We start from the raw sequence: 26,472 nt of genomic DNA, 5'->3' as shown, positions 1-26,472 counted from the left end.
AGCCCCGGTTTGTGCCGGGGCTTTTGTTCGCCGTGTTTTCTTCATTGACGCGCGGAAATCACGCGACGCGGTCAATAGTGACGGATTCAAGCACAACGGTCTTGTGAGGCTTGTCCTGTGAATTGCGCGGCACAAGCGAGATCTTGCTGACGATATCCTGGCCTTCCACAACTTCTCCGAAGATGGTGTGGTTGCCGGTGAGCCAGGGCGTGGCCGCAACGGTGATGAAGATCTGGCAGCCGTTGGTGTTAGGGCCGCTGTTCGCCATGGCTAGCTTGCCGGGCTTGTCGAAGCTGTGCGGCGAACCTTTGGTTTCATCCTGGAAGCGATAGCCTGGGCCGCCCATGCCGGTGCCTGTCGGATCGCCGCCCTGAATCATGAAGTCGGGAATGACGCGATGAAAGACCGTCCCGTCGTAAAGCTTTTTATTGGACTTTTCGTGTGTCGTAGGATGTGTCCACTCTTTGACGCCTTCCGCCAGCTCAATGAAATTCTTGACGGTGATGGGCGCTTCGGACTCGAAGAGGCGGACAACAATCTTTCCTTCCGATGTGTTGAAGTTAGCGTAGGTGCCGGGGGGTAAAGACATGGAATTTTCCTCTCTGGAGAAAGCTGGTCTGTAGAAAGCTGATCTGTGATTGAATCCGCTTTTTATTGTTTGGCCGATGGTTGAGCCACCGGTTCAGGCTTAGGTGGTAATGGCGCGCCAGCAGGAACGATGGTGATCTTGTTCAGCATGACAGGTGCAAGAGGCTTGTCCTTGTCATCGCGCTCTACGCGGGCAATGGTTTTCACCACAAGAACGCTGGATTCATCGCACTGGCCAAAGATGGTGTAGTGCTGGTTGAGCGAGTCATAGGGCAGCTCGGTAATAAAGAACTGGCCGCCGTTGGTGTTGGGGCCGGAGTTGGCCATGGCCAGCCGTCCCGGCGCGTCGAAGTTCAGGTTCGGATCGAGTTCATCGTTGAAGGTGTAACCGGGGTCGCCCATGCCGGTCCCGGTCGGATCGCCGCCCTGAACCATGAACTCGGGAATGACCCGGTGGAAAATAGTGCCGTCGTAGTAGCGCTTGTGGTGCTGCTTCTTCTGCGTGCCGGGATCGACCCAGTCCTTGGTTCCGTTGGCGAGGGCGATAAAGTTGGCAACGGCGTTGGGCGCCTGTCGCTCATAGAACTGGCAGGTGATGCGGCCCATCGACGTATCCATGACCACAGTGGGACCGTTGGGGTGGGTGAGTGCAGCGGCTGTGGGCTGCGGACCGTCAGGCAGGTCGTCCGTGGCAGCCGGTTTGGACACCGGCGGCGTGGATGGCGTCTGCTGTGCGAATGCCGAGGTCGCAAAGACCGCGGCGAGGGCCGGTATAAAGAGGGCAAATCGAAGTTTCATGCCGTATTTCAGGGTAAATCATGGGACGCGCAGCCTGCCACTTCCGGGAAAGCATCAGACACACCATTGGCAATCAGTTTGCGGCGCGCAGCCTGTATTTGTCAGGCTGCAGCAGATAGCTCCCTGCAACAAAGCCCAGCACCAGTACAGGAGCCAGCGCAGTTGTAACCGGATCATGTGAGCAGATATGCGAAATGAAGGCTCCAATAAGCTCGAAAGTAAGCCCCGCATACGCCCACTCGCGCAGCAGCCGCGTTCCCGGATAGAAGATGGCCGCCATGGCCAGCAGTTTGGCTGCGCCCAGGATGTAGCCCATATATGCCGGATAGCCAAGGTGAGCCAGAATCTTAACGGCTACGGAAGCGCCAAGAGCATCGACTACACCGCTAGGCGTTAGCCACAGGGCCATAAGAATAGTGAAAATCCAGTACCAGATCTGCTTCGTCATCGCACCCCCTTGGCCGGCCGTTTAAACCAATCTTCCAGAAGAATAAGTTACCAAAAATGAGATGTCAGGTGCTGTATCGTAGTCGCATGAACATTTCAGAGTTGCGTGGAATAGGTGGACGCGCCGCGGTGCTCGCGTGTGTCTTGAGCTTTGGTTGTTGTTCTGCAATGCAGGCACAGGCGCCGGGAGAAAAGCCGGCAGACAAGCCTGCGGCCGATAAAACAGCCCTACCGCCGTTGCCTGCTGCGGCTCACACAGAGCAGACGATTCAGTTGAACGGCAAGCCACTGAAGTACACGGTAACCGTGGGCGCTCTGCCGGTTCGAGACAAGGATGGCAAGGTTGCAGGCCAGGTCGTCGTTACTGCATACACGGTGCCAGGCGAAAACCGTCCGGTAACCTTTGCGATGAATGGCGGCCCGGGCGCATCGACCGTATATTTGAATCTGGGCGCAATCGGACCAAAGCACATGAACGCCGGCAACGAGGGAGATAGCCCGTCGGACCCTGTGGCTCTGATGGACAACCCGGGAACTTGGCTGGATTTTACCGACCTGGTGTTCATTGATCCGATTGGGACGGGCTTCAGCCGTTCGGAGGTGTCGGAGGATCAGGCAAAGAAGCTGTTCTATTCGACGACACCGGACATTCAGTACCTTTCGCGGATTATCTACGACTGGTTGGTGGAGAACTCTCGGCTTGGCTCGCGCAAATATTTTGTGGGCGAGAGCTACGGCGGCTTCCGCGGTCCGCGCGTTACGCACTACCTGCAGTCGCAGCTTGGTGTGGCGCTGAATGGCGTCATTCTGGTTTCGCCGTATCTCAACCCGGGTCAGGACGACTATGAGGATATGTCGCCGCTGCCGTGGATGATGACACTGCCTTCTATTTCTGCGGCGCACCTGGAACGCGAGAAAAAACTGACCCCCGACGCAATGGCCGAAGTGATTGCGTACACGCGCGGCGAATACGCGACGGCACTGCTGAAAGGCCGCTCGGATGAAGCTGGGCAGCAGAAGATGATTCAGAAGGTAACAGAGATGACCGGGCTCGATCCCTCCTTCGTGAAGTACTCGGGCGGGCGAATTGACACGGGCGCGTACCTGCGCGAGGCACACAGGGAGCAGGGCAAACTGGCGTCTGTATACGACTCGAATGTGACCTCCTTCGATCCCTTTCCGTTTGCGCCCGAGCAGCGTGCAAACGATCCGATTCTCGCCAGCATTGTGGCTCCGCTGACTACGGCAATGGTGGATTTCGACACACGCATTGTCGGCTGGAAGATCGATGCACGCTACAACGCGCTCTCCTATGAAGTAGGCCGGCTGTGGGATCGCGGCGACGATCTACGCCGCGGCTCAGTGCCGGACCTGCGCGAAGCGGTTGCAGCTGATCCCAAGCTGCGCGTGCTGATTGTGCATGGATGGAACGATCTCTCCTGCCCCTTCATGGGATCGGTGCTGACGGTGGACGAGATGCCGGTGATGGGCGATCCGGCTCGGGTTATGGTGAAGGAGTATCCCGGAGGACACATGTTCTACACGCGAGAAGCAAGCCGCATGGCGCTGCGCAAAGATGTGATGGATATGATGGAAAAGCACTAAAACAGAGAACAAAGACAGAAAAGCCTTGGAGCAGAAATGCTTCGAGGCTTTTCTTGTCCCCGAGTATCGCCATTGACTTTCTATCCATAGATAATCTATATATAGCCGCATGGCGAAAAAATCCGACCTTCTTCCCGGCACTCTTGACTTGCTCATCCTCAAGACGCTGGCGCGCGGAACGCTGCACGGCTACGGCATTGCGCTTTCCATCAAGCGTTCTTCAGACGATGTGCTGACGGTGGAAGAAGGCTCGCTCTATCCCGCACTGCAGCGGCTGCTGCTGGCAGGTTGGCTGAAGGCCGAGTGGAAGATGAGCGAGACGAATCGCCGGGCGCGCTTCTACACGCTGACGCGAACCGGGCGTAAGCAGCTGGGTGTTGAAATCTCCGAGTTTGAGCAGATGATTGCGGCGATTGGCCGTGTACTGTCCGCGCCGGAGGAGGCGTGAGCCATGCTGACCAGGCTTTTGAAGAAACTTTCGTTGCTTGTACAGCGTAGACGCTTCCGTAGCGATCTGGATGAGGAGATGGCGTTCCATCGTGCGCAGTCCGAATCTGAATTTATAAGCGAAGGCATGTCGCCGAAAGAAGCTCATTACGCCGCAATGCGGCAGTTCGGCAATACAACGCGATTAAGAGAGCAGAGCGAAGAGGTCGTGGGGTTCCGTATGGAGACAGTGATACAGGATTTGGGTTTTGCACTGCGCCAGCTCAGAAAAAACCCAGGCTTCGGCGTGACGGCTGTGCTGATTCTTGCGCTTGGCATAGGCGTCAGCGTAGCAATCTTTGGCTTTGTGGATGCGGCGCTGATTCAGCCCCTCCCATTCGCTCATCCGGATCGGCTGGTGGATGTAACCGAGAGCGCGGCTGCGGTTCCACATGCCGATCTTTCACGCCCCGATTACGAAGACTGGAAGCGAATAAACTCATCTCTTAGTTCGCTTGAGGTCTACGCCTTTGAGGGGTATCTCCTGCACGTGGGCAGCGTAACGGAGCCGGCGCCGGGACTACGGGTGAGCGATGGATTCTTCCGCACGCTGGGCGTAAAGCCAATTCTTGGGAGAGATTTTCTTCCCGGCGAAGACAAGCCGGGCGGCGCAAAGATTGTGATGCTGCCTTACAGCACGTGGCAGAAGCGTTTTGGCGGACGGGCGGATGTGATCGGCCAATCAGCGAATTTGAGCGGAGAAAATTACACCATTGTGGGCGTGCTGCCGCGGGAGTTCATCTGGCAACCGCGCGCCAATGCAGAGTTCTTTACGACATTGCTGGATAAGAGCAGCTGCGAGCGTCGGCGAAGCTGCCACAATCTGGTTGGCGTAGGTAGGCTGCGCGATGGCGTGACCGTCAATGCGGCTCGTGCGGAGATGCAGCGCATTGCCAACCAGCTTGCTGCACTCTATCCGGGCTCGAACAGGGATCAGGGCGCGGTTGTGCAACCGTTGACGGAATTCATCATTGGCGATGTGCGGATAATTCTGCTCACGCTGCTCGGAGGAGCAGCACTGCTGCTGATGATTGCGTGCGTAAACGTGGCAAGCCTGCTTCTGGTGCGGTCTGAGAGTCGGCGACGGGAGATTGCCGTACGCGGCGCACTGGGCGCAACAAAGGCGCGGCTCGCGCGGCAGTTTGTGACGGAGGGATTGCTGCTGGCCGCATTTGGATGCACTGCAGGTGTGTTTGTAGCAGCGTGGACAATGGCGCTGCTGGGCAAGCTGGTGCCAAAGACCATGGCAGATGGAATGCCGTTCTTGCGCCAGGTAGGGCTGAACGCGCACACTGCGATCTTCGCCGTTGCAGTGGCCACGCTTGCGGCCTTCGTTCTGGCCGTTACTCCAGCGTTGCGTCTTGGGAGCACAGATTTGCAGGATGCTTTGAGCGAAGGCGGTCGCGGCGCCGCAGGCAGGTTCTGGCAACGGCTGGGTGCGAACCTCGTGGTTGTTGAGCTGACTGTTGCGGTGGTGCTGCTTGCGGGCGCAGGACTGCTGGGCAGAAGCTTCTATAGCTTGCTGCATGTGGAGACAGGTATCGATCCAACGCATCTGGCGACGGTGAACGTCATTGCGCCGGACAGCAAATACAAAACTACCGACGACACTCGGCAGCTCTATCTTGAAATCGAACGCAGGTTGATGGCGCTGCCCGGAGTACAGTCGGTGGGTATGACGACCGATCTTCCGGTGCAATGCAATTGCGATACGGACTGGATTCGCATTGCAGGTAAGCCCTATCATGGCGAGCACAACGAGACGGATCAGCGCGAGGTAAGCCCCAACTATCTCATCTCTACGCTAAAGGCGAAACTCATCCGGGGCCGCATGATCACAGCGCAGGATGATGCATCGCATCCGCAGGTAATGATCATTAACGAGACTCTGGCAAAGAATTATTTTCTGGGCGAAGACCCAATCGGTCAGAAGATAGGCAACACGGATCTTGCACCGGATTCCATGCGTGAGATTGTGGGCATCATTGCCGATGTGCGCGAAGGTGGCCTGCAGCAGGATCTGTGGCCCGCCGAGTATGAACCTATCTATCACTCCTCTGATACTTACTTTTCGATAGCAGTTCGAACCGCCGGTGATGAAAAAGCGCTCCTGCCGACGATGGTGAGCACGCTGCGGCAGGTCGAGCCGGGCCTTGGCATTTACGACGAACAGACGATGGAACAGCAGATTGACGGCTCACAGTCCGCGTTGCTGCATAAATTCGCCATGTGGCTTGTAGGCATCTTCGCGGGGCTGGCATTGGTGCTTGGCGTCATCGGTTTGTACGGTGTGATCGCGTACTCGGTGAGCCAGCGAACGCGGGAGATTGGCGTACGGATGGCTCTTGGCGCACAACGTAGCACGGTCTACAAGCTGGTGATGCGTCAGGCGGTCTGGCTTACGGCAATCGGATTGATGTTGGGGCTGGCCTGCTCCGTGGGAGTTTCAACATTGATGCACAAGCTGCTTTTCGGGGTGGAGGCCTGGGACGCGCCTACGTTGTTGGCTGTGGCTCTGATACTGGGCCTGGCAGCGCTGGCAGCGAGTTTCATTCCTGCGTGGCGCGCAGCTTCCGTGAATCCTACGGAGGCGCTGCGGGCAGAGTAGCGTTGGGACAAAAGACGCTTCCTGAAGATTGGGAGAGACGCAATGCAGCATTTGATTCGCAAGCTTTCGCTGTTGTTCGGACGCCATCGCTTCCGCAGTGATCTGGACGAGGAGATGGCGTTTCATCGCGAGCAGGCCGAGCAGGAATTTGTGAACGAAGGCATGGCTCCGAAAGAAGCGCATTACGCTGCAATGCGGCAATTCGGCAATCCGACACGATTGAGAGAGCGAAGCGAGGAGGTCGTGGGATTTCGTATGGAGACCATCATTCAGGATTTGCACTTTGCGCTGCGGCAGTGGAAGAAGAATCCCGGCTTTGCATTTACCGCAATTCTTATTCTCTCGCTGGGTATTGCTTCCAGCGTTGCCATCTTTGCATTTGTAGATGCGGCGCTCATCAAGCCTTTGCCGTATACCGATCCCAATCGCCTGGTCATGCTCTTTGAAAGCATTCCTCTGGGGCCGCGCTTCCATCTTTCGTATCCTGACTATCTTGATTGGAAGCGCGAGAATAAAGTCTTCAGCTCGCTGGATGTGTATGACGCCGGGCCGATGATGATGAAGACCGGCGAAGGATTGCGCCAAGTGAACGGCTCAATGATAAGCTCCGGCTTCTTGCGCACGCTCGGCGTCAAGCCCATGCTGGGCCGCGACTTCTTTGATGGGGAAGACAAGCCTGAGACTGCGCGAACCACACTGCTCAGTTACTCCACATGGCAGCAACGCTACGGCGGCAATCCAAATGTGCTTGGGCAGTCGTTAGTCCTCGACGGGAATAGCTCCACCATCATCGGTGTGTTGCCACGCGAGTTCAGTTTTGCTCCGGCTGAGCCCACTGAATTCTGGTCCATTGAAAAGTCAGGTAACACCTGCCGCGGCTGCCATTCTCTCTTCGGCGTCGCGCGACTGAAGGATGGCGTGACCTTCGCCGCAGCTTTCGCAGACATCAAAACCATCGCGGACAATCTTCAAAAGCTATATCCCGATTCAAACCGTGATCAAAACGCATTCATGCTGCCCCTCACGGAACGCATCGTAGGCGACATTCGTCCGATCCTGCTGACGGTATTGTGCGGCGCTGGAATCCTTCTGCTGATTGCAAGCGTTAACGTGTCCAGCTTGTTGCTGGTCCGTGCAGAAAGCCGCAAGCGTGAGATGGCGGTGCGTGGCGCACTCGGCGCTTCTCCGCGCAGACTTGTATTGCAGTTCATAACAGAGGGACTTCTGCTGGCACTCATCGGCGGAGCGTTTGGTCTTGTGCTGGCGCAGCAGGGAATGCAGCTGCTTGCGCTTTTGATACCGAAGGACATGCTGGCTTCCATGCCGTTTCTAAGCGGCCTGGGTCTGGATACACACGTGCTCGCATTTGCAGTAGCGCTGATAGCGTTCTCCGGCGTGCTTTTTGCTCTCACGCCGCTTGTCCTCTTCCGGTTCAGCGCAATTCGTGATGGACTCAGCGAAGGCGGCAGAACGGCTGCGGGGCTGATGTGGCGGCGATTTGGCGCAAACATGGTCATTGCGGAACTGGCCATGGCCATGGTTCTGCTTGCCGGAGCGGGATTGTTGGGTAAAAGTTTTTATCAGCTGCTGCATAGCAATATCGGCATGGAGCCGGATCACATTGCAACAGTTCATCTGAACGCGCCACCGGAAAAATATACGAAAGACGAGCAGAAGGCAGCTCTTGCGCGTGAAGTTCTTGCGCGCGTGGGAGCATTGCCCGGCGTGAAGTCCGTAGGCATTACCACGAAAATGCCTATCGAGGATGCGGACTGGACCTCGTCCTTTTATATTCTTGGTCGTAAGAGCAACGCAGCGCCTAGAGAAGTGGCGGTTCGCTACGTGAGTGCCGGTTATATGACGACGCTGCGTACGCGTCTGATCAGCGGACGCTACTTCACAGATGACGAGGACAATTCAAAGCCAAAGGTTGTCATCATCAACCGGACGATTGCCAAACAATATTTCCCTGGGGAAGATCCTATTGGTAAGCGAATTTCCTTTAACGAAGACAAGGATGCCATGCTGATTGTCGGCGTGATCAATGACATTCAGGAAGGGCAGCTTGACGCGGGTCCACGGGGCGCAACCTACGCCCCGTTTTACCAGCGTCCATTCGATTTCTTTGTAGTGCTTGCGCGCACATCGCAGGATGACAAGGCCATGTTGTCGTCGCTCACATCTACGCTTCACGATATCGACAAGGGCATGGCTATCTACAGTCCAATGACCATGGACCAGAAGATCCACGATGCACCGTCGACGTATCTCCGCCGCTCCTCGGCGTGGCTGGTGGCGGGTTTTGCTATAGTCGCGCTCGTACTCAGCGTGGTTGGATTGTACGGTGTGATCGCTTACTCGGTAAGCCAGCGCACGCGGGAGATTGGCGTTCGCATGGCGTTGGGAGCGCAGCGCGGCACAGTGTACAGAATGGTGATGCGGCAGGCTGCAGTGTTGACGACTGTTGGGCTTTCGTTGGGGCTGGTGTGCTCCGTAGGCGCGTCGATGTTGATGCGCAAACTTCTATTCGGAGTGAGGGCGTGGGATGTGCCAACGCTTGCAGGCGTGATGGTTGTGCTTGCAGTTGCAGCGCTGGCAGCAAGCTTTCTACCTGCGCGCAGAGCGGCTTCTGTGAATCCGACGGAAGCGCTGCGAGCCGAGTAATTACACCAGCTTCAGAAAGCCGTTCGGCTGCAGTCGCGCGCCCGGGAAGACGAGATCCATGTTGCTCGCGCCAAGCTTGCTCGTGACAACTTCGCCGAGAACCTGGCGGTAGTCCGTGGTCAAGGCAAGATCGCGGCCTTCGTTCAACTGCTCCGGCTCAAGGCCTGGCCATTTGCCATGAACCTTGCCGCCTTTGACATCCGCGCCAAGAACGAACATGACATTCGCGTGGCCGTGGTCGGTGCCTCCGGTGCCGTTCTCCTTGGCCGTGCGGCCAAACTCGGACATAGTGACGACGGTTACGTTTTCGGCCTGGTCGCCCATGTCCTTCCAGAAAGCAGCAATTGAATTCGAGAACTCGCGGAGGCGGTCGGAAAGCTGTCCGTTGACCGAGCCCTGGTTCTGATGCGTGTCCCAGCCGTTGATATCTGTGAATGCGGCTTCCACGCCAAGATTCGCTTTCAGAAGCTGCGCAATCTGCTTCATGCTGTTGCCGAATTCGGTGTTGGGATAATCAGCGGAAGGCTTGTAGGAGCCGGGATTCGCGGCGCGCAGCATCTTGACTGCGTCAAAGGTTTCTTCGCCCGTAGCGTGCAAAATCTGATCGCCGCTGGAACCGTACATCGCTTCAAAGGCTGAAGCAGCAGGCGAAGGCTTCTGCCCTGCAACAGAAAAATTGTTCACGTTGTTAAGCGCGATTGCGGGAACTTTGCCCGCAAGCGTACGCGGAACATCCGCGCTGAGTGCAAGCGCACGGAAAGCAGTGTGCTCGCAGGTCCCTGCGCACCGGCGGTTCAGGTCTTCGGCCTGCAGCGCGCGATTAAGCCAGCCATCATCCGTGTTCTTAACGCCAGGCGTGCCGGACTCCATAAAGTCCTGCGCGTCAAAGTGAGAGCGGCTCATATCCGGCGATCCAACAGCATGAACGATGGCGAGATGCCCTTGATCGTAAAGTGGCTTGAACGTATTCATCGAAGGATGCAGACCAAAGGTGCCATCGAGATCGATCACCTTATCCTGCGGGACGGCGATCGAAGGCCGCATGGCGTAGTAGTTGCGCTCGCGGTACGGAACGACAATGTTGAGGCCGTCTGCCGCGCCACGCTGAAATACGACGACGAGACGCTTCTTCGGCGCTGTTGCCGTCTGCGCCATAACAGTGCGGACAAGAAAATTCGGAATAGCAGTGGTTCCGGCAAGAGCGAGCGCGCCTTTATGGAGGAAGAATCGGCGATTGAACTGCATGAGGGAGAGCCTCCTTATCGGCGTTGGAACTCGGGTGATCCTAAGAGCAGTCCGGCGAGTATCTGATCCTGTTTCTCAATTGGCTGCGGAGGCGGCAGATGGTTGGGTTGCGCCCTGAAGACGGAAGGCACCACTACAACTTGTTTGCCACCCGTACGAAGCCTGTCAGCTTGCATGGGTGTGTCCGGCGCAGCGGGCTGCACTGTGGCGGCCTGCTCTGCAAACTGCTGCAGCACAGCAGAGCGCGTAGTTTCACTGACCCCGCCACCGACGAGCAACGATTCAAGGCGAGCCTCTTCGGATTCAGGCGACGGTCTTTGCGCATCCGGCTGCATGACAGCCGAAGGAACTGCATTCACAGGCTCCGGCCACTTGGTGGTGATGCCGTTGAGCCGGTTGGCTGTGAGTGAGAGCGCAAAGTTCATGCGGTTCACCAGCGCGCCAGTAGAGACCCAATCAGCGGCGTCCCACTTGTACCCCGTCGGCGGAATCGATCCATAAAGCGGCATGCCCATATCGCGCAGAGCATTCATGAGCGGCTGCATGCTCGCGATATTCGCGTTTGAAGCACGCGCTGCCGAAACCACGTACTCAAGCGGAGTCTTGATCTTCGCGCGATACGTATTCGCGGACCAGAACTCAGGCGAGTGATACAGAGTCTCAAGCACCGCGGCAATGTCACCATCTGAGTGAAGAAAAGTCTTGGCCATACGATCGACAAGCGATTGCGGTGGATCATCGGAGACAAAGCGAATCGCCAGCTTCCGCGAAATAAATTTCGCTGTGGCCGGGCGCGTAGAGAGGTAATGCAGCAGGTCGCGGCCTTCCTGCTCGCCCTTGTCCTTGAACTTCTTGCCCATCACCTTGTTTGTGCCCGGCTCATGACGGTTGGCGTCGAACTTAAACCCTCCGCCGCGTTGGGGGCGATCGACGGTCCAGCCGGTAAGGATGCGCGCAGCCTGAATCACGTCCGCCTGGCTGTAACCCCCGTTCACGCCGAGGGTATGCAACTCCATCAGCTCACGGGCGTAGTTCTCGTTCAGACCCTCCGCCTTGAACTTTTTGTTGCCTTTCTTGGCTGCAGTCTGCGCAGCTTTTTCGGCTGAGGTTGAGTCCGGGCCAGTGCTCGATGAGTTGTCGAGGTAAAGCAGCATGGCCGGGCTGTGGGCAACGGCTTCCAGCAGATCTTCAAACTTGCCCAGCGAGTTGGGGCGGATAACGTCCCGCTCATAGGAGACGAGGTAGTAAGGCGTCGCCTCATCTTTGCGGAGATAGACATTGAAGTGATTGAACCAGAAGTCGGTCATCACTTCCTGCAGCTGAGCCTCGGAGTAGATGTCGCGGGTCAGCCGCTGCGAAAGAAGCTCATCCACAACCACCTTCTCAGGATTTTCAAGCGCGCCGACGGTCTCTCTCAGGTCAGGCGAAAGACCGGCAAGAAGAGTGGCACGCTGAGGCCCTTTAAGCGCCTTGAGAAACGCGTCAAAACGAGGCTCAGGCAGCGCGGTAAGAGCCTGCACGCGCCGACTTGGCGGGAGAGCCAGAATGGAGTCGACGAAGCCAGGTTCTATGAGCGGTTCAGCAGGCTGTGCCACTGGCGCTGCCATGCCATTCACAGCAGCGGGTTGTGCGCTGCTGGCCTGCCCATTCATGGAGTTTGCGGCCATCTGCGGCTGCTGTACCGGGGCGGCAGACATTGCACTCGCCGCCGCCATCGCATTCGGCCCTGGTGCGGCACTCGTCGCAGCATTTTGCTGCTTCGCCTTATCCTGCTCGCGTTTGTAGCTCACGCGGGCCACCTGGTTGGCATAAACGGTGTGGACTGCTCCGGCAGACGGCATGGCAGCTTTGCCGTCAATAACCTGGCGGATGACAGCGCCGCTGGGCAGGCGCGCCAGAATGTCCTCGCTGCTCCACTGCATAGCCGGGTATTCGGCAAGCTTGATTTGAAGGGCAGAGTTGTCGATGGAGGCCGGGTGAAGCTGCTGCGCAAACCACCGGTCAAGGCCCGCGGAACCCGGGCCCATAGCCTTAACCGCTTCCAAATCGCCAGGGCGTACACCGAAAGTAAAGCGATTCAGCGCATGCAGAACGCGTTCATCTGAGTTCAACTCACCGGGTTTGGGCGCAGAGCGGTCAAACGCCGCAGAGGCGGCCAACGCGGGCTGCGGCAGCGTAGATGCGCAGAAACAAAGGCACATAGCTGTGGCCAGCGAGCGGGTCAGAAAGCGATCAGGTGACTGCATTTCACTACTCCGCAAGGGATGGGCCGGATTATATCGCGGCTCGGCCTGCCACTTATTGATGACGCTACTATTGGCAGGAAGTTGCGCAAAGCCATGGAAAGAGGGGTATTTATTTGTAACCTTCGGCAATGTATGCTTTTGGGGCAATCTTTCCCAGGTAATTTTCGTTCTGATGAGGCCGAAAGCTTCTCAATTCGCCCATCGCGGTTCGCACTACAAGGAGATTCCAATGCGTCGATTGCTCTCAATTCCAGCGTTACTCTGCATAAGCCTGTTCGCCGCTTCCATCCCGGCGTTGGCTGCGCCTGAAGCAGCTCCCGAGATCAAGTACGAGCGCTACAAGCTGAACAACGGGCTTGAAGTCATTCTGCATGAGGACCACAAACTGCCCATTGTGGCGATTGATCTGTGGTATCACGTCGGCCCTGTTAAGGAGCGCGCCGGACGAACCGGCTTTGCTCATCTCTTTGAGCACATGATGTTTGAAGGCTCAAAGCACGTCGGCGAGAAGTCGCACTTCAAATACCTTGAGGCAGCCGGCGCAACGGACATCAACGGCACCACCTCGTTTGACCGCACGAATTACTTCGAGACCATGCCTGCAAATGAGCTGGAGCTGGCGTTGTGGCTTGAGAGCGATCGCATGGGATTTCTGCTTGATACGCTGGATCGCGCCAAGCTGACCAATCAGCGCGATGTGGTGCGCAATGAGCGGCGGCAGAGCGTCGAAGGCCGTCCATATGGCATCGTCGATGAGACGGTCTTTCATCTGCTCTACCCGTCCACGCATCCCTATTATGCGGACGTGATGGGCTCTCACGCAGACGTGGAAGCAGCGCGGCTGGCTGACATCCGTGAGTTCTTTGCGCAGTACTACACGCCGAACAATGCCACCATCGCCATCGCCGGAGACTATGATCCGGCCACCATCAAGTCGTTGCTTGAAAAGTACTTCGGGCCTATTCCCACCGGCCCAAAGGTGGACGTCACACCGGTGACAACGCCACCCATCACCTCAGAACGGCGCGCCACGGTCGCGGATGCGGTCCAGCTGCCGAAGGTGACGCTGGCGTGGCTTGCGCCGCCTGCATATAAACCGGGCGACGCGGACGCAAGCATCGCGTCGCTGATCCTGGGATCAGGCAAGGCGAGCAGGCTCTATCGCGAACTGGTTTTGAAGCAGCAGATTGCGCAATCTATCAATTGCTACGACGATGCGGAGGCGCTGGCCTCGAATTTTCAGTGCGAAATGATCGCCAAACAGAATGTCACGCCGGAAAAACTCGAGGCTGAAGCCGAGAAGGTCATCGACGACTTCGTGAAGAACGGCCCGACAGCTGAAGAGGTCCAGGCTGCACGCAATGTAACGGAGACGCAGATGATCTCCGGGCTGCAACGGCTGGGCGGTTTCGGTGGCATTGCTGACATGCTCAACCAGTACAACCAGTACACGGGCGACCCGGGCTACCTGCCCAAAGACCTGGCGCGCTATGACGCGGTAACGCCCGCAAGCGTGCGCGATCTCGCCGGTAAAACGCTCGGCAAAGATCAGCGCGTGGTGGTCTACGGCGTCCCGGGCAAAAAAGTGCTGACCGATGTGCCTCGCAGCCCGGACGATACCGATGCGAACGTGAAGATCACCCCGTCGCACACCGCGGAGTTCGAACAAGCTCAGGCGTGGCGCGCCAATGCTCCCAAGCCCGGCCCAGAACGCGCGCTCATTCTGCCCAAGCCGAATGTATTCAAGCTCGACAATGGCATGACCGTATACCTCGTGGAGCGGCATGAGCTTCCGATCGTCAGCACCCGTTTTGTCACGCTCGCTGGAGCAGCAGGCAATCCTGCGGACCAGCCGGGGCTCGCCGGCATGACCGCAGCCATGCTCACCGAAGGAACAGCCAAACGCTCGGCTGACGAAATAGCCATCCGCGCCGCAATGCTCGGCACGGATCTTTCTTCCGGAAGCGATTCCGATATCGCCCTGATGTATATCTCTGTACTCAAACGCAATCTGCCCGGCGGTCTTGAGTTAATTTCGGAATCAGCGGAGCGTCCAGCATTCTTGTCAAAGGATCTGGATCGGACCCGCACAGGGCGATTAACTTCCTTGCTTCAGCAGGAGGACAGTCCGGTGCAAATGGCGTTCCGCGCGGGCGCGCTGAATCTGTATGGAAAATCGAATCCATACGCGTACGACTCGCTCGGCACATCGGATTCACTCAAGGCCATGACGCGCGATCAGGTAGCCAGCTTCTACGCGAGCCACTATGGTCCGAAAAGTAGTCTTCTCGAAATCACGGGAGACGTAATGCCTGCAGAGGCGCGCAGTATGGCAGAAGCAGCCTTCGGAAAATGGACCTCCGCGGCCATGCTACCCAAGCTGCCGCCGGCACCGGCACTGCCGCAGCGCAAGATTCTTATCCTCGACAAGCCAGGGTCGCCGCAGACAGCATTGCTGGCCTTCGGCGTCGGCCTCGAGAAGAACTCTCCTGACTACCCGGCCACAACGGTTATGAACACCATGCTCGGCGGCCTCTTCTCCTCGCGCATCAATATGAATCTCCGCGAGGCGCACGGCTACACCTACGGAGCCTTCTCGTTTTACTCGTTCTATCGCGGAGTTGGTCCGTTTATCGCCGGGGCGGAGGTTCGCACAGACGTAACGGCGCTGGCTACAAATGAATTATTCAAGGAACTCGAAGGGATCCACACCACGCCGTTGACCGATACAGAGCTGCGGATGGCCAAGGACTCGATCATTCGCTCGATGCCGGGCAGCTTTGAAAGCGCCGACAGCGTCAACGGCCAGATTCAGGACCTGTGGACCTTCGGACTCCCGCTCGATTACTACGAGAAGCTGCCAGCCCGGCTTGAGGCAGTAACTTCAGCCGACGCGCAGCAGGTCGCGGCAAAGTACGTGAAACCCGCGAACATGCTGGTAATTGCCGTGGGAGATAAAGCGAAGATCGAAGGCAGCCTCAAGGACCTGAAACTGGCCCCCGTGGAAACATGGACTGAGAAGTAAGCGGCGCGACGAAAGGGAACTAAGCCAGCCCCAAGTAATTCACCGGAAAAGAAGAATCCTGGCTGCGGGTCTGCTATCGGGCAGACAGCACTTAGCCTGGTGGGCAATGCTTTTGACAAAGGACAGAAGAATGCAGGCAAAGAGTATTGAGAGAACAGGATCGCTTCTTGGATTGATAATTCTCGCCGCAGTTGTATGGTACAGTCGTTCGGCTCGCATAACGGTTGAAGGGTCTTTGTTTCTGGTCTTGGCAAGTTGTTTGTGCTTTTCTTCAATACTGCTGACTGCCAGTCTGCGGGTTAGGCGAGATCGGGATATAGCAATGCCTTCTAGTTGGGCGAAGCGAACTAGGGCATATGTATTGATTGTTACTGCTTGGCAGTTGACCACGGTAGGCCTCTTTAATATCTGGGCCGTGAATTATTCTCGCAATCTTGTTATCTTCGCGCTTAGCTACCTGTTCACCGTTGCCTTCGTTGTCTGCTGTTTTTTCGTGGTTCGATTTGCTGATAGTCAAGAACAGGAGGGAGGATCTATTCCGATCAACTACTTTGGACGCCCCAGAGCCAGAATCCTGTTCTTCTATGGTCTCTGTTATGTACTGCTTCCAATCTTTGTAGTCGGTCTCAGGGTATTCTTTTTGCCAAAGCCATCTCCAGCTCCATTTCAGCCTCCGCAGGTAGGCTTATGTCTGGCTTGCATATTCTCGCTGGCGTCAACTGGCATGGTGATTCAGCGATATCAAAGAGCATCGTCAAACAGCGCTTTAGCTAAAAGAGTTGTTTTACTGACAGTAGGTGTCTTGGCGTCGATGGGAGCCATCGAAATAATCTTCAGTTACGGGACGTATCTCTTCGTGCTGTCATCGATCATAGTAGTTTGTATGGCAACAACATTCTATCGATTATTACTGGCCAAGGAGGGGCCTGCCCATCGGTTGCACAGCATAAGCCAGGAAATATGACCAGCTTTGCTCCCTTGGGACCTCAGGTATGAAAAGAATTTTAATCCGTAGTTGCTCTAAATAAAGCTGAAGCATCCCTTCCAGGGTGCTTCAGCAACCCTTCTTACACCGCGCCATAATCGCCGCATGAAGCCGCTCGCGAAGGCCGGAAGGCATGTCATACAGCTCATGCGAGCGATAAATCTGGATGGTCTTGCGCGTCGTGGAGAGGGTTACCTCGCAGTGATCGCACCCGTGCAGATGCTCCTGTAGTTCGGCGCGCAGTTGTGGGGTCACTGCGTCATCGATCAAATCATCGAGCATTGCTAGAAACTCAGTGCACGTCACTTGCTGCCTCCACTAGTAGTTGATGCTTTGCGCCGCTTAAAGTAGCGGCTCAATCTCTCGCGCAGCTGCAGCCGGGCGCGCAAAAGTCTTGATTTGACCGCAGGAACGCTCAAACCCAGCGTTTCTGCCGTTTCTTCCGTGGAAAGTCCGTCTACGTCGCGCAGGGTAAAGACCACGCGAAACCCTGGCGGAAGCCCCTGGATGGTCTTGCGCAGTATCTCGGCCAGTTCGGTCTGCGAGTAGTTCTGTTCCGGATCGGGATCCCAGTCGGCCAGGTCGCGCGGAACGGAGCCCTCTTCGGTCTCCACGTCCTCGTCCAGCGAAACCATCCTGCCTGATCGCCGCTTCCGCAGCCGCATCAAGCTCTCGTTTACTGCAATTCGAACCAGCCATGTGTAGAACTTCGAGTTTCCCTGGAACTGTTCAAGCTTTTCGTACGCCTTCAGGAATGCGTCCTGCATTACGTCTTCGGCGTCTTCGCGGTTCTGCGTAATATGCTGAGCAATGCGAAAAAGCTGCCGCTCGTACTTGCGGACAAGTTCGTCGTAAGCCGAAACATCCCCCCCGCGTACCCTTTCAACAAGGGCAACGTCTGGGTGAGGCGGTTCGAGCTCTCCTGCAGTTGGTTGGATGGTCGCCATTCGAATCGGTTGCGGAAATCCTTATCAGGGGAATCAGAGGGGCCGCAATGTCCAGTGTAAAGGACCAGACCGGGGAATCAAAAGCCTGGTAGTGGGTGCGGTTAGAAACGCTTTAGTGAAGAGTACGGGCTTCAGCCGGTACATCAGCCCTTGAGCTTGGTCTTCTCACCCGCAGGTACTGTGGATAGGATCGCTCGCGTACTATGGCAGCCAAATCCAATTCTAGCTAGGACGTTATGGCCGTTTGGGGAATTAATCTATAGCTTCTAGAAAAGCCCTTCTTTTTAAGCTTTACTTTGCTTGACCGCGTACATCGATGCATCAGCGGCGCTCAAAAGTGAGTCTTTCGTTGTGTCGCCGTCGGCATAAATGGCGAAGCCAAAGCTTGCCGATCCACGAAGGGTAAGTCCCTCAATCTGAAATGGCTGCTCGAATGCCTGTTTAAGCCGGTGAATGACCTCACGCGCGCCGTCCTCTGTTTGCACGGTTGGAATCAGTACGGCAAACTCGTCTCCGCCCAGGCGCGCCAGCATATCATCCGTTCGTAGCTGGTGTTTCATACGCGCGGCAATCTCGCGCAAATAGAGATCGCCGACCATATGGCCGTAATAGTCATTCACAGGCTTAAAGTTGTCCAGGTCCACATAAATCAGGGTAAAAGCGTCGGCGCTTTGCCGGGTACGGTCAATCAGTTCCTGGAGGTATCTTTCAAGCGAAAAGCGGTTGGGAATGTCCGTGAGTAAATCGAACTCCGATCGATGACGGAGGTCCGAGTAAAGACGCCTGGTTTCGATCGCCAGAGTAATAAGAGAAACGGTCGTTGCAATCGTCCGGGATTGGTCGGTTGAGTTTTGTGCGCGTTCGGGCACTGCAATATACAAGATTCCGAGAGCCTGCCCTTGCTGTCCCGCAACTGGTTGCTCAACGATTCGTAAGGCCAAATTGGCGGGAGGACGGTTCCCGATTTCCACCCCCTCAGTCGTCTGCAGCCAGCAAGGCGCACCCTGGAGCTGGAACGATACCAGGGTAGTAATCTGTTCAAGAATTTCGCTCAGTGGTCGAGTGCCGTTGATATCTTCAAGGATTCTGGCTCGGCAACTTTCGAGATAGGCCGCCGCAGCATTCTGGCGTCGTATCTTGCGCTCCACGATCAGGGTTCGGACGACGGCGATAAACAGGAGAACGGTCAGAGAACCGGCTACCATGAGGAGATTTCTGACGTTCAAAAGAGAAGGGCCGGAGACAACTTCAATATCGTCCAAAGAACGCAAGAGGATGTCAAAGGGTACATCGTCTCCTAGTGGATCTACAGTATTCATGTAGGGAATAGTGCATACGCCAGTCACGCGAACTTCCGAGCCCAGAGGCACGTTTCGTATAGGAGGAGCGTGCTTGGCGTCAGCATGGCGATAGATGGCTGTGAAAAGTTGGCCTCCGGAACTCAGGACGTATTCATCTTGTGAGGCCTCTCGAACATGTGTTATTAAGTGGCCTTTGAGTGAAACCAGATCGCCTTGATGTCCGATGGGTTGGTTGGTCCAGGAGGCTAATTCCTGCCACGACGACACCTCATGAGCCTGGATCGGGGCCCAGATATGAGAATCTCTGATTTCTCCATCGGAGAGAGAGAGTTGACGATTGTGCTCCGTAGGAAACCCCGTAGCATCGGCCTGGTCGCCAACTCGCAATGGATCTCGCGTCTGGGTTGAGACCCACAAACTCTTAGACCCGTTCTGGAGCACCACCACCATGCTGGGCTCGTAATAGGTGATTGTGCCTGAAACGTGTACTCGTTCCGTCTGATCCTGAATTTGGGACTCGCCCATAATCTCTTCTATCGGCATGAGCGGAGCGGACCATGGGCTGCTGCTCGCGTGCCCCAGAGTTCGAATCTGGCTAAGCGTAGAAACATAGAGAGTATTTCCCGTTTGATCCATCTTGTCGTCAAATTTGGCCGCGACGACTCCGGTAATCTCAACATCGGCGTCGAGCAGGTTCTTGAGTGCCGTTCCATCATCACTGTCGACATAGGCCTCAAGATGCCCTCCATCCATTGACAATTGAATACGGCCGCTGCGAACGGATCCCCCCGGAATCCTCGTAAGATCGACAGCCCGTACCCTCGCTCGAACCAGTGCCAGGCGGCAGTCCAACTGGCCACGGATCATCTCGCTCCAGGACGCTTTAACCGGTTGCGGCAAGTCGCCGTGGTGGAGCAGTGTGATGTTCTCGGCCTGGACTATAGGCCGAAGACTTCCTTGGGTTTTGCCCTTGATGAAGACGCGATCACCGGCTTGCCAGGGATTGGTTGTGTCGGCGCTGACATAAAGTGCGTCATTGCCGTCCTGCACGAAGAGTATCCATGCATAGCCTCGCGAGTAGATGACGGTGGCTTCGAAGGCGACCGGCAGAGCATTGCCGGCTTCCTGGTTTGACAAGGCGTGGATGGCGGCAAGCGTAGTAAGAGGCTGAGGTTCAGCGGCTTCGATGGAAGCAGGCAAGAGGATGGTTGCGACTAAAACAAGAAGCGTACGCAGAGCCCGGTTCGACCCGGCGGTGCTCGTATTAGGTTGCTCCTTGCAATCAAAACAGGACATCCGCGCCGCCATTCCCTCGCTGCTCTGGGATTCAGATGACCTTCCTCTTACGAGGCCTCGTTCCATCTTCCTTCTTTCGACATTGCCAGTGCAAATTCTATGCAGCGCCGGTAGTATGGCACACTTTTTATGCCACTGGCACGATTAGCCCATACCTTTGATTCGGGTTGCTCACTCTATCACCTATTGAAGGCGGTTGAAGATTCTTCGCCGAACTATACGACTGCCAAAGCCGATTTCTGTAATCAATCATTCAGGACACATCCCGCTCCAATGCCATAAATTAGTAGCATCGTGATCGTCAACATTTCCCGCCGCGCGCACGACCATAACTGGGAGCTTGACCCAATCACGCGGTCGCTCCTCGATACCGACTTCTACAAGCTGCTCATGCTGCAGTTCATCTGGAAGCACTTTCCGCGCACACGCGCCTCGTTTGCACTGCAGAATCGCACCACTACAGTCAGGCTCGGCGACATCATCGTCCTCGACGAACTGCGTGAGCAGTTAGAAAACACGCGCAAGCTTCGCTTCCATAAATCGGAGCTGATCTGGCTCGCGGGAAACTCCTTTTACGGCAAGCGGGGAATCTTCGAATCGGAGTTTCTGGAGTGGCTCGACAAGGATTTCCGCCTCTCCGATTACGAGCTTTCCGTGCAGGATGGGCAAATTTCCCTCCGTTTCGACGGCCTGTGGACGGAGACAACGCTGTGGGAGATTTACGCCCTCTCCACCATCGATGAGCTCAAGACCCGCGCCGCGATGAAGAAGTTGAGTGAGTTCGATCTCGACATCCTCTACGCTCGCGCCAAGACCCGGCTCTGGGAAAAGATGGAGCGTCTCCGCGGCGTTCCTTCGCTTCGCCTAAGTGACTTCGGCACCCGACGCCGCCACAGCTATCTCTGGCACGAATATGTAGTGATCGCCATGCGCGATGTGCTCGGATCAAACTTCACCGGCAGCTCCAACACGTACCTCGCCTACAACCACGATCTTGAAGCCATCGGCACCAACGCGCATGAACTGCCAATGGCTCTGGCCGCATTGGCCGGCACAGACGACGACCTCCGCACCGCGCAGTATCGTCTGCTCGATCTCTGGCAGCGCACCTATCAGGGCGAGTTGATGATTCTCCTGCCGGACACCTTCGGCACCACGCAGTTCCTCCGGAACGCGCCCGACTGGGTAGCCGACTGGACCGGGCAGCGCATCGATAGCAAAGACCCGTTCGTTGCAGGCGATGAATACATCGCATGGCTGGAGCAGCGCAACCGCGACCCACGCCGTAAGCGGCTCATCGCCTCCGACGCACTCGATGTCGACAAAATCCTGGAGCTGCACGCCTACTTCTCTGGCAGGATTCGCTTCAGTGCCGGCTGGGGTACGCTCCTCACCAATGACTTCCGCAACTGCGATCCGCAGGGCGGCGATGGCTTCGATCCCATCAGCCTGGTATGCAAGCTGGTCGAAGTCGATGGCCGTCAGGCAGTCAAGCTCTCAGACAACTACCGCAAAGCAATGGGACCGCCGGAAGAAGTGGAACGCTACCGTCGCGTCTTCGGCCTCGAAGGCATCGCAGACATCCCCGTCGAAGCATAAATAGATCACCGTCCGGAGAATCTCGTGAAGTTAGCACTGCTCGCATCATCCCTGCTCATCGCCGGTTCAGCCGCAGCGCAAAATCCCAACGCGCATCTCGATTTACTGAACCACAACCAGCCAATCCTCGACGCGCATAACTGCTACCCATACGACGGCAAGTGGACCGACCGCGTCCCTCGCGCGCTCAACTCCGGCTATCCCGTATCCATCGAGCAGGACCTCGCCTGGTATGTCGATCCCGCCACAGGAGCAGGCCGCGTAGTGGTCTCGCACTCAGCAAAGCCCACCGGAGCTGAGCCCACTCTCAAGGAGTCATTCTTCGATCAAGCCCGTCCAGTCATTGAGAAGGCAATCCAGGAGAATCACAAAGACCGCTGGCCGGTAATCGTTCTGCATTTTGATTTCAAAGACAACCGGCCGGAAATCCTCGCCGCTGTCTGGAAGCTACTCGGCGAAAATGAGCCCTGGCTTTCAACAGCAATCAAGACGCAGGATGCAAATGCGCTCTCTCCGCTGGACCGCAAGCCCGTGCTGGTCGTGACAGAAGAATCCGACGCACAGCAGAAAGTCTTCTATGATGACGTGCCAGTCGGGGCAAAGCTACGCGTCTTCGGCTCCGCTCACACAAAGAACCCGCCCGCTGGCCTGGTCGGCAAAGAAATTCAGCACTGGGAGGCCACAGCCCCGGTGGAGGACCTCTTCAGCGAGCGCCCCACAAACTACCGTCGCTGGTGGAACAGCAGTTGGTACACAGTAGAAGAAGGCGGTCAGCACGGCTCCATCACGTGGACCGATGCCGATGACAAGCGCCTCCGCGCACTCGTCAATCACGCGCACGAGCTCGGCTACTGGATTCGCTTCTACACGCTCGATGGATTCTCACCCAGTGAAGATCGCGGCTGGGGCAACTACTATAACTACGGCAGCAGGGAAGCCGTCATTCCGCGCTGGAAGGCCGCCATCGCAGCAGGCGTGAACTTTGTCGCCAGCGATCAGTATGAAGACCTTGCCGAGTACATGAAGCAGAACTCGCAAAACCTGCGTCCGGGCAACACGAAATAACCGCTGCTCAAAGGAACTGAACAATGAGAACGAAAATCTTCTCCGTATGCCTTATCGCCACATGCATCACCGCAGCCGCTCACCCTCAATCCTTCCAGAGTCAATACAAAGGCACGCCCTATGGCGACAGCCGCTATCAGGATGGCCCACAGAAAATCCCGGGCCGCGTCTTTTGCGCCTACTACGATCTCGGCGGTGAAGGCATCGCATATCACGACATCGACGAGAAGAATCACGGCAGCGGAGAACTGAATCCCGCCGATGGCACCTACCTGCACGAATTCCGCATGCACGAAGGCGTCGATACCTCCTTCGTCAAATTCGACCGCAAGCCGGATCAGGTGGACGACAACCCGTATGACAGGGCTCTTCCTCCGCGCGACATGCTCTACGTCGGCTGGACCGAGCCCGGTGAATGGTTCAACATCACGGTCAACGCAGCCAAAACCGAAACCTACACCGCAGATTTCCTTTACACATCCAATCGCGGCGCAACCATCTCAATCGATGTCAATGGAAAGAGCGCCACAGCGCCCCTCGGCATCGCATCCACCTACGATTCCGCCGATCCGGTAGCCTGGCGTCAGTGGCACCATTGGAACCTCGCCCCAAATCTTTTCAAAGTCCATCTCGATAAGGGCAAAAACGTCCTAACCGTGCACATCCTCAGCAACGGCCAGATGAACCTCGGTTACTTCGATTTCAAACCGATACCGGACTAAGTTCAGGCTTCGAATCGCTAGTCATGGTGCAGATTGCCTGAGCAATAGCATTCGCGTGTCAGCGTTGCTCACGGTATGACATCCTCAGATTGAGGCCAGCAACCCTGCTGTAAGGCTGACGCCCCCCAAAAACTGCCGTGTTCTGTTTTCAAGAGCAGTGTCACAAACATCTCCGCAAAAAGTGCTTGACAGTTCATAGTCGTGCGGATCAGAATTTCCCTCGTTTATGGTAACGATACCATCCCATATGGAAACGTTACCATTGCGCTGTTCTCGTAGGGAATGCGCTGTGTCAGTGGTGAGTTGTTGCAAGAGATAAGGACCTTCTGGAGGTTGGCATGCGCCGGATCATCAAGTTTTGCCCGATGCAATTGAAGAAGACCTTGCTTCAAGGGCCATATTCGCAGCTCTTCCGTTTTCTGACGGCAATCTTTCTTCTGTCGAGTCTTTCGCTCCCCCAGCCGATCTGGGGTCAGGCAGCTACCACAACTCTGCCGCTCTCGCCCTCTGACTGGTCTTTGGCTTACAGCGGCCAGGATGCTTCGCTCTCTTCGGTCACGTATGCCGGTCAACCTTCCCTGCAATGGCAGGTAACTTCAGCTCTCGGCCATTCGGACTGGGTCAGTGACACGCTGTCGCTGCCCACGGATGAGCTGTATACGTTCACGGTCCAACTGGCCGGCACCGGCACCGCCACACTCAACATCTGGAACGGGGAGGCGAACGTTACGTCCGCGCCCATCCAGCTGTCATCCACATTCCAGACGGTCAGCGAGACCGTCGCTGTCCTTTCGCCGAACCCGCAGTTTCAAATCCTCGACCCGGATAGCACTACATCGGCCGTGAATGTTTATTTCACTAAGCCGAGCGTGTCTCCTGTGGGCCCGGCCAGCGGTCTCCCGCTGTGGCAAACGGCGTACGGGGGGCAGGACTCGACCCTGACTTCGACAACCTACAACGATGCGCCGGCATTGGAATGGCAGGTGGACTCAGCGCTAGGCCATTCCGACTGGATCTACACATACGCACCGCTTTTGCCGGGGAACACCTACCAGATCTCCGCGCAGGTAGCCGGCAGTGGGACCGTCGAGATCAATGCATGGGACGGGAACGAAAATGTCTCCGGGCCGCCAGTTACATTGACCCCGAATTTTCAGACGATCACTGAAACAGTGCTGGCTCTTGCACCGAACACTGTCGTCGTCTCGCCCAGCACCCCACAGTTCCAGTTGGTGGACCCCGCCATCAACGGTTCGTCTGCACTCACGCTGTACTTCCAGAACGTGACGTGGAAGCAGGTGCCACCGACTCCAATGCCACCCACCGGCGTATCGGCCCAGCAGCGGTCCGGCGACAACGTAAAAGTCGACTGGAGCGCTCCCGCTCAGTGCAGCGGTGCCGGCCTGCCCACCATCACCGGCTACGACGTCTATGTCACCGCTCAACCTTTTGCTGAGAACTATTCACGCCCGAGCGCAACGGTCTCTGGGTGCGGCAGCGGCGCTACCAGCGCCATAGTCCAGGTCCCCGGCGGCAGAGCCGTCGGCAATTGGATTCTCTACGCCACAGTTGTGGCCACGAGCGCCGAGGGTAACTCCTCCCCCAGCCCACAGGTCTCCACCGTTCAGCTCACCGGCGATGAGGGAGAAGCGCAGGCAGCCGTGCAGGAGCTGCAGACGTACTATGACCCTTCGACCGGGCTGTTCAACACCACCGGCTGGTGGAACTCCGCCAACGCTCTTGATGCGGTCATCGACTACATGGAGCGCACAGGTTCGCGGGCGTACATGAGCGATGTTTCCAACACGTTCACAAAGGCCGTCAACGAGGCGCCGCCGCCGACTCCGGGCAATTTCATCGACACCGCTTACGACGATACCCAATGGTGGGCGCTTACCTGGGTGAACGCTTACAAACTCACGCGCAACCCCGCCTACCTGCAGATGGCGGAAAAGATACACTCCTACGTGACCCAGGCCTGGACGCCTTCCCAGTGCGGCGGCGGGCTCATATGGCAAACCACAAACGCCTACCAAAACTCCGTCACAAACGAACTCTTCCTGGAGCTGTCCGCCCGCCTCTACCTCGAAACCCACCAGGTGTCGTACCTGCAGTGGGCGCAGAAAGAGTTGGCCTGGTTCAACGCCAGCGGCCTCATCAACTCGTCCAACCTCATCAACGACGGCCTCACCACGTCCTGCCAGAACAATGGCCAGACAACCTGGACCTATAACCAGGGCGTCATCCTCGGCGGTCTCACCGCCCTGTATCAGGCCACCAATGACCAGACGTATCTTACGGAGGCACGGCGAATCGCGAATGCCGCCATCAGCACCCTGGTCAGCTCAAACGGCATCCTGACAGAGCCCTGCGGATCGCCTTGCCCCAGCCAGAACCCCGACCAAACCCAGTTCAAAGGCATCTTCGTCCGTAACCTGGACGCTCTTTACCAGGTGACAGGCGACCAGACTTACCTGGAGTTCATAGACCGGAACGCGTCTTCCATCTGGGAGAACGACCGCAACATCTACGACCAGATCGGCTTCGACTGGGCCGGGCCGATCACTGCGCCGGACCAGTCGTTCAATGCCTCCACGTTAAGCTCGGGGCTCGACGCTCTAAACGCCGCCGCCCATGCTCGGGACCGCCAGCACCCGCACGAAAATTTATTCGAAGATCCTCAGTGAGCCGTTAAGTCAAGTACTTCATGATCTGCAAGTGGATGACAACCCGTACGACAAGGCTCTTCCTCCAGGGCCGACGCATCTTAATTGCCGAGTAGCTGCAGGAGGTAGTCATTGTCCCATCCGGCCTGGAGGCGTTTACCTTTGATGCCGAGCTTGCA

General features: G+C 56.8%; 17 protein-coding genes. 9 read left to right on the top strand and 8 right to left on the bottom strand.

What is annotated here, in order from left to right; all coding sequences use genetic code 11:
* Positions 1-58: 58 nt before the first annotated feature.
* The 3 genes from VO84_RS06320 to VO84_RS06310 form a co-directional block, all read right to left on the bottom strand.
* A complete protein-coding gene (locus tag VO84_RS06320) occupies positions 59-589 on the bottom strand; it encodes a peptidylprolyl isomerase (RefSeq protein WP_058186574.1) in 531 nt (176 codons plus the stop codon).
* 62 nt (positions 590-651) lie between these two features.
* Positions 652-1,386 (bottom strand): peptidylprolyl isomerase, encoded by a 735-nt coding sequence (locus VO84_RS06315; protein ID WP_058186572.1) that lies wholly within the window; start codon positions 1,384-1,386, stop codon positions 652-654.
* A gap of 73 nt (positions 1,387-1,459) precedes the next feature.
* Complete coding sequence (locus tag VO84_RS06310) at positions 1,460-1,834, bottom strand: DoxX family protein (RefSeq protein ID WP_058186571.1); 375 nt, start codon at positions 1,832-1,834, stop codon at positions 1,460-1,462.
* Positions 1,835-1,920: 86 nt separating this feature from the next.
* Between VO84_RS06310 and VO84_RS06305 the strand changes: the two genes are divergently transcribed.
* The 4 genes from VO84_RS06305 (at position 1,921) to VO84_RS06290 (ending at position 9,196) form a co-directional block, all read left to right on the top strand.
* Complete coding sequence (locus VO84_RS06305; RefSeq protein WP_082661778.1) at positions 1,921-3,438, top strand: S10 family peptidase; 1,518 nt, start codon at positions 1,921-1,923, stop codon at positions 3,436-3,438.
* A 109-nt stretch (positions 3,439-3,547) separates the two neighbouring features.
* Positions 3,548-3,886, top strand: a complete 339-nt coding sequence (locus VO84_RS06300; protein WP_058186569.1) for a PadR family transcriptional regulator — start codon at positions 3,548-3,550, stop codon at positions 3,884-3,886.
* Positions 3,887-3,889: 3 nt separating this feature from the next.
* Positions 3,890-6,532, top strand: a complete 2,643-nt coding sequence (locus tag VO84_RS06295) for an ABC transporter permease (RefSeq protein WP_058186567.1) — start codon at positions 3,890-3,892, stop codon at positions 6,530-6,532.
* Between the two features lie 42 nt (positions 6,533-6,574).
* Positions 6,575-9,196 carry an ABC transporter permease gene (locus VO84_RS06290; protein WP_058186565.1) on the top strand — a complete coding sequence of 874 codons (2,622 nt, stop codon included), beginning with the start codon at positions 6,575-6,577 and terminating at the stop codon, positions 9,194-9,196.
* On the opposite strand, the gene VO84_RS06285 is transcribed toward VO84_RS06290, so the two are convergent.
* On the bottom strand, positions 9,197-10,441 hold the full coding sequence (locus VO84_RS06285) for a DUF1501 domain-containing protein (RefSeq protein ID WP_058186563.1): 1,245 nt from the start codon (positions 10,439-10,441) through the stop codon (positions 9,197-9,199).
* A 14-nt stretch (positions 10,442-10,455) separates the two neighbouring features.
* Positions 10,456-12,687, bottom strand: a complete 2,232-nt coding sequence (locus tag VO84_RS06280; protein ID WP_058186562.1) for a DUF1800 domain-containing protein — start codon at positions 12,685-12,687, stop codon at positions 10,456-10,458.
* Between the two features lie 229 nt (positions 12,688-12,916).
* On the opposite strand from VO84_RS06280, the gene VO84_RS06275 reads away from it, so the two are divergent.
* Entirely contained in the window at positions 12,917-15,712 is a 2,796-nt protein-coding gene (locus tag VO84_RS06275; RefSeq protein ID WP_058186560.1) for a M16 family metallopeptidase, read from the top strand.
* Between the two features lie 1,054 nt (positions 15,713-16,766).
* Here the strand turns inward: VO84_RS06275 and VO84_RS06265 are convergent.
* From VO84_RS06265 to VO84_RS06255, 3 genes are all read right to left on the bottom strand, one after another.
* Complete coding sequence (locus VO84_RS06265) at positions 16,767-17,003, bottom strand: anti-sigma factor family protein (RefSeq protein WP_058186556.1); 237 nt, start codon at positions 17,001-17,003, stop codon at positions 16,767-16,769.
* Positions 17,000-17,644 carry a sigma-70 family RNA polymerase sigma factor gene (locus tag VO84_RS06260; protein ID WP_058186553.1) on the bottom strand — a complete coding sequence of 215 codons (645 nt, stop codon included), beginning with the start codon at positions 17,642-17,644 and terminating at the stop codon, positions 17,000-17,002. Before VO84_RS06260 ends, VO84_RS06265 begins: the two co-directional genes overlap by 4 nt.
* A gap of 284 nt (positions 17,645-17,928) precedes the next feature.
* Positions 17,929-20,241 carry a GGDEF domain-containing protein gene (locus tag VO84_RS06255; RefSeq protein ID WP_197413925.1) on the bottom strand — a complete coding sequence of 771 codons (2,313 nt, stop codon included), beginning with the start codon at positions 20,239-20,241 and terminating at the stop codon, positions 17,929-17,931.
* A 294-nt stretch (positions 20,242-20,535) separates the two neighbouring features.
* On the opposite strand from VO84_RS06255, the gene pncB reads away from it, so the two are divergent.
* The 4 genes from pncB (at position 20,536) to VO84_RS06235 (ending at position 26,314) form a co-directional block, all read left to right on the top strand.
* Entirely contained in the window at positions 20,536-21,840 is a 1,305-nt protein-coding gene (gene pncB, locus VO84_RS06250) for a nicotinate phosphoribosyltransferase (protein WP_058186549.1), read from the top strand.
* A 24-nt stretch (positions 21,841-21,864) separates the two neighbouring features.
* A complete protein-coding gene (locus VO84_RS06245) occupies positions 21,865-22,905 on the top strand; it encodes a PI-PLC domain-containing protein (protein ID WP_231737806.1) in 1,041 nt (346 codons plus the stop codon).
* Between the two features lie 23 nt (positions 22,906-22,928).
* Positions 22,929-23,627 (top strand): carbohydrate-binding protein, encoded by a 699-nt coding sequence (locus VO84_RS06240; RefSeq protein WP_231737805.1) that lies wholly within the window; start codon positions 22,929-22,931, stop codon positions 23,625-23,627.
* A gap of 338 nt (positions 23,628-23,965) precedes the next feature.
* Positions 23,966-26,314: a glycoside hydrolase family 76 protein gene (locus VO84_RS06235; RefSeq protein WP_058186547.1), complete on the top strand. Its 2,349-nt coding sequence runs from the start codon at positions 23,966-23,968 to the stop codon at positions 26,312-26,314.
* Positions 26,315-26,472: the final 158 nt, after the last annotated feature.

The organism is Occallatibacter gabretensis, assembly GCF_001449115.1.
Classification (GTDB): Bacteria; Acidobacteriota; Terriglobia; order Terriglobales; family Acidobacteriaceae; genus Telmatobacter; species Telmatobacter gabretensis.
This window is presented reverse-complemented; position numbering and strand designations above follow the sequence as displayed.

What these genes read in the sequence shown, in the direction of transcription:
- VO84_RS06300 (WP_058186569.1), top strand. Translation starts at nt 3,548, where the DNA reads ATGGCGAAAAAATCCGACCTTCTTCCCGGCACTCTTGACTTGCTCATC.
- VO84_RS06320 (WP_058186574.1), bottom strand. Translation starts at nt 589, where the DNA reads ATGTCTTTACCCCCCGGCACCTACGCTAACTTCAACACATCGGAAGGA.
- VO84_RS06315 (WP_058186572.1), bottom strand. Translation starts at nt 1,386, where the DNA reads ATGAAACTTCGATTTGCCCTCTTTATACCGGCCCTCGCCGCGGTCTTT.
- VO84_RS06275 (WP_058186560.1), top strand. Translation starts at nt 12,917, where the DNA reads ATGCGTCGATTGCTCTCAATTCCAGCGTTACTCTGCATAAGCCTGTTC.
- VO84_RS06280 (WP_058186562.1), bottom strand. Translation starts at nt 12,687, where the DNA reads ATGCAGTCACCTGATCGCTTTCTGACCCGCTCGCTGGCCACAGCTATG.
- VO84_RS06240 (WP_231737805.1), top strand. Translation starts at nt 22,929, where the DNA reads ATGAGAACGAAAATCTTCTCCGTATGCCTTATCGCCACATGCATCACC.
- VO84_RS06305 (WP_082661778.1), top strand. Translation starts at nt 1,921, where the DNA reads ATGAACATTTCAGAGTTGCGTGGAATAGGTGGACGCGCCGCGGTGCTC.
- VO84_RS06295 (WP_058186567.1), top strand. Translation starts at nt 3,890, where the DNA reads ATGCTGACCAGGCTTTTGAAGAAACTTTCGTTGCTTGTACAGCGTAGA.
- VO84_RS06235 (WP_058186547.1), top strand. Translation starts at nt 23,966, where the DNA reads ATGCGCCGGATCATCAAGTTTTGCCCGATGCAATTGAAGAAGACCTTG.
- VO84_RS06310 (WP_058186571.1), bottom strand. Translation starts at nt 1,834, where the DNA reads ATGACGAAGCAGATCTGGTACTGGATTTTCACTATTCTTATGGCCCTG.
- VO84_RS06290 (WP_058186565.1), top strand. Translation starts at nt 6,575, where the DNA reads ATGCAGCATTTGATTCGCAAGCTTTCGCTGTTGTTCGGACGCCATCGC.
- VO84_RS06260 (WP_058186553.1), bottom strand. Translation starts at nt 17,644, where the DNA reads ATGGCGACCATCCAACCAACTGCAGGAGAGCTCGAACCGCCTCACCCA.
- VO84_RS06255 (WP_197413925.1), bottom strand. Translation starts at nt 20,241, where the DNA reads ATGTCCTGTTTTGATTGCAAGGAGCAACCTAATACGAGCACCGCCGGG.
- VO84_RS06285 (WP_058186563.1), bottom strand. Translation starts at nt 10,441, where the DNA reads ATGCAGTTCAATCGCCGATTCTTCCTCCATAAAGGCGCGCTCGCTCTT.